Source organism: Gordonibacter pamelaeae 7-10-1-b (assembly GCF_000210055.1).
Lineage (GTDB): Bacteria > Actinomycetota > Coriobacteriia > Coriobacteriales > Eggerthellaceae > Gordonibacter > Gordonibacter pamelaeae.
Genome location: NC_021021.1, coordinates 351,343 through 355,268 on the forward strand (window position 1 = coordinate 351,343; position 3,926 = coordinate 355,268).

The 3,926-nt window shown below is 67.6% G+C and carries 3 protein-coding genes and 1 pseudogene; all 4 read left to right on the forward strand.

Translation table 11 applies throughout. The annotated features are described in order from the left end of the window. Nucleotides 1-212: dihydrodipicolinate reductase C-terminal domain-containing protein (locus tag GPA_RS01605; protein WP_041238769.1), on the forward strand; the 212-nt coding region annotated here is incomplete at its 5' end. Nucleotides 213-321: 109 nt separating this feature from the next. Then, the gene (gene dapA, locus GPA_RS01610) at nt 322-1,221 is read left to right on the forward strand and encodes a 4-hydroxy-tetrahydrodipicolinate synthase (RefSeq protein WP_015538751.1); all 900 of its coding nucleotides are present in this window, start codon (nt 322-324) and stop codon (nt 1,219-1,221) included. 215 nt (nt 1,222-1,436) lie between these two features. Continuing rightward, complete coding sequence (locus GPA_RS01615) at nt 1,437-3,338, forward strand: ribonuclease J (protein ID WP_015538752.1); 1,902 nt, start codon at nt 1,437-1,439, stop codon at nt 3,336-3,338. 94 nt (nt 3,339-3,432) lie between these two features. After that, nucleotides 3,433-3,926: pseudogene (locus tag GPA_RS01620) on the forward strand (DNA translocase FtsK); the annotation flags it as partial.

The window sequence follows — 3,926 nt, forward strand, 5'->3', positions numbered from 1 at the left end:
GCGCGCTCGTGGAGGGCGTGCCGGTGCACTCCATACGCTCCATGGGCTACGTAGCCAGCCAGGAGGTCGTGTTCGGCTCGCTCGGCCAGACGCTCTCCATCCGCCACGACTCGTGGGACCGCGAGTCCTACATGCCGGGCGTGCTGCTGGGCATCCGCAGCGTGGGCGAGCGGTCGGGCCTGATTGTAGGTTTGGAGAACTTCATGGCATGAGCGCGGCGCGAGCTTCCGCACATGGCATAATAAACGTTTGTACGATAGGCAAGGTTCGGCGCGGCGGATGCCATCCGCCCGCCGCCGTGCAGTGAGATGAGGAGTCAGCATGTCGCAAGAGCCCCGTTTCGGCCGCATGATCCCGGCCATGGTCACCCCGTTCGACGAGAACCGCGAGCTCGACGTGGACAAGGTCCAGGCTCTCGCCGCGCGTCTTGTGGACGGCGGCAGCGACTCGCTCATCATCAACGGCACGACGGGGGAGAGTCCGACCGTGTTCTATCCGCAGAAGATCGAGCTCTTCCGCGCCGTGGTGGAGGCCGTGGGCGACCGCGTGCCCGTCATCGCGAACGTGGGCGACAACTGCACGGCCGACACGGTGGACTTCGCGCGCGAGGTGGCGGAGCTTGGCGTAGACGGCTTCATGTGCGTGGTGCCGTACTACAACAAGCCCCCGCAAGAGGGTATCTACCAGCACTTCCGCACCATCGCGAACGCGGTGGAGCTGCCCATCATCCTGTACAACATCCCGGGCCGCTGCGTGGTGAACATGGAGGCCGAAACCACGCTGCGCTTGGCGCGCGAGTGCGCCAACGTCGTGGCCGTCAAGGAGGCGTCGGGCAAGCTGGACCAGGTGAAGGCCATCGTGGAGGGCGCGCCGGAAGGCTTCGCCGTGTACTCGGGCGACGACGCCGCCACGTTCGACATCATGCGCCTGGGCGGCGCCGGCGTCATCTCCACCATCGGCAACGTGGCTCCTGCGCGCATGAAGGAGATCGTGGATTTGTGCGCGGCGGGCGACTGGGAAGCGGCCGCGGCCGCGAACGAGGCGCTCATGCCGCTTATGAAGGGCCTGTTCGAAACGTCGAACCCCATTCTCGTGAAAGAGGCGCTCAAGCTCTTGGGCTTCCCGGTGGGAGGCGTGCGCCTTCCGCTCGTGGACGCGACCCCCGCGCAGTCCGAGCGCTTGGCCGCCATCATGAGGGAAGTCGGCGTGCTGGACGCGTAAGGCGCGTCCGAGACTGACAACGCAAGGTTGCGTCGCCCCGAGGGCGGCGCTGCAAGACAAACCGCGACGAGCGGGCGCGCCCCTATCGGAGCGCCCTGCCCGCAGGACCGTCCGTTCGGGCGGCTGCGGCAGAAGCGGAGCCGAGGCGAAGCCGGGACCCCCGGCTCTTCGTCTATGCGCACCCGATCGCGCAAGACCGGAAAGACAAGGTATTTATGGAACAGCAGAACAACCAGCGCTCCGAGCGCCGTTCGCAGGAGCAGTCCCGCAACGGCCGCGGCGGGGGCAACGGCAACGGCGCCAAGGGCGCCGCGCGCGGCGACGAGAAGAAGACGCGCTCCTACAAGCACGTGCAGCTCGAGCATCGCCGTCCCCAGCTCTCGAAGGCGGGGCAGGGCCAGCAGCGGCAGGGCGGCCAGCAGAACGCGCGCCGCGCCAACTTCAGCTCGCCGAAGAAGGACCCGAACGCCACGCTCAAGATCATCCCGCTCGGCGGGCTCGATGCCATCGGCAAGAACATGACCGTGTTCGAGTGCAAGGGCGACATGATCCTGGACGACGCGGGCCTCATGTTCCCCGATGACGACCATCCGGGCATCGACCTCATCCTGCCCGACTACACCTACGTGCTGGAGAACGCCGACAAGCTGCGCGGCATCATCATCACGCACGGCCACGAGGACCACACCGGCACGCTGCCGTACCTCATGAAGGACCTTGACCGCCAGATCCCCATCTACGGCACGAAGATGACCCTCGGCCTCATCGAGGGCAAGTTCGCCGAGCATAAGATCAAGAACGCGAAGCTCATCGAGATCAAGCCGGGCGACCAGGTGAAGCTCGGCTGCTTCACGGCCGAGTTCTTCGCCGTGAACCATTCCATCCCGGGCGCGGTGGGCGTGTTCTTCCAGAGCCCGGCCGGAAACGTGCTGCACACGGGCGACTTCAAGCTGGACCAGACGCCCATCGACGGCGTGACCACCGACTTCGGCGCGCTCGCCAAGTTCTCCAAGACGGGCGTGGACCTCATGATGAGCGACTCCACGAACGCCCAGAACCCCAACTTCACGCCTTCCGAGGCGGAGGTGGGCAAGGAGCTGCGCAAGATCATCTCGCAGGCGCGCGGCCGCGTGATCATCGCCTCGTTCGCCAGCCACATCCACCGCATGCAGCAGATCTGTGATGCCGCGCGCGACAACGGCCGCAAGGTCGTGGTCACGGGCCGCTCCATGATCCAGAACACCGACATCGCGCGGCGCCTGGGCTACCTGAACATCCCCGACGAGGACATCGTGGACGCCTACGACCTGAAGGGCATCCCGCCCGAGCAGGTGGTCATCATGTGCACCGGCAGCCAGGGCGAGCCGCTCTCGGCGCTGGCCCGCATCGCCAACGGCGAGCACAAGACCATCGACCTGGAGCAGGGCGACACCGTCATCATCTCGGCCACGCCCGTGCCCGGCAACGAGAAGGCCGTCACACGCGTCATCAACTCGCTGGCGAAGATCGGCGCCGACGTCTACGACAAGAAGCGCGCCATGGTGCACGTCTCCGGCCACGCCGGCGCCGAGGAGCTGAAGCTGGTGCTGTCCATCGTGCAGCCGAACGCGTTCATGCCCGTGCACGGCGAGGCCACGCACCTGCGCGCCCACGCCAAGCTGGCCGAGGCGACCGGCGTCCCGGCCGAGAACGTGTTCATCTGCGAGAACGGCGAGGGCCTGGAGCTTTCGAGCAGGGGAGTGAAGCGCGGCGAGACCGTGCAGAGCGGCATCGTGTTCGTGGACGGCCTGTCGGTGGGCGACACGTCGCAGGACGTGCTCGACGAGCGCAACGCGCTCGGCTCGCAGGGCTTCGCCTCGGTGGCAGCCGCCATCTCGTCCAAGCGCAAGGACGTGGTGGGCGAGGTGCAGGTGGAAATGCACGGCATCACGGGCGGCGACGACGACTACCTCGTGCGCGAGGCGCGCTCGACGGTGAAGAACGCGCTCAAGCGCCAGCTGGGCAAGGGCGGCGGCCAGAAGGAGCTCAAGAAGGCCGCGCGCGACGCGCTGCTCTCGCTTCTGTGGGAGCGCACGAAGCAGCGCCCCATGGCCATCGTGAACTTGCTCGAGGTTTAGGCTATAATGGCCGCATGCGCCCGCGCGCATGCGGCTCTCCGGCCGCGCAACCGAACCAGAAACGCACCCTAAACGCAGCAAAAGGAGCTGGGCCGTGGCCCGTCAGTCAGCACCCGCATCGAACAAGTCGAAACCGTCCTCCTCCGCCAAGCCGAAGGGCAAGGCGGCGTCGCCCGCCGAGAAGAGCGCCCGCAAGGGGGGTGGGAAGGCCGCCCAGGCAGCCCCCGCCGCAGACGGGCACCTCATCGACGAGCGCACGCGCCGCGACATCACGGGCGTCGCGTTCGCCGTGGCGGCCGTCGTGCTGTTCGTGGCGGCCGTCATGCCCACGAGCGCCGTGGTCACGTCGTTCGTGTCGACGGCGCTGCACCTGACGCTCGGCCTGGGCGCCTACCTGCTGCCGTTCTTCCTGCTCGTCATCGGCGCGAGCTTCCTCGTCCGTTTCGATCGCGAGCGCGTGCCGGCGCGCGTGTCGGTGGGCCTCGTCATGATACTGGTCGCCGTGCTCGTGCTGCTGGCGCTGTTCACGCCCCTTGCGCCCGGCGAGGAGGGCGCGCCGGCGGCGCTCTTCGAGCCCGCCCAGCTCTC

Coding starts and splice junctions, on each gene's coding strand:
- GPA_RS01615 (WP_015538752.1), top strand. CDS start 1,437: ATGGAACAGCAGAACAACCAGCGCTCCGAGCGCCGTTCGCAGGAGCAG.
- dapA (WP_015538751.1), top strand. CDS start 322: ATGTCGCAAGAGCCCCGTTTCGGCCGCATGATCCCGGCCATGGTCACC.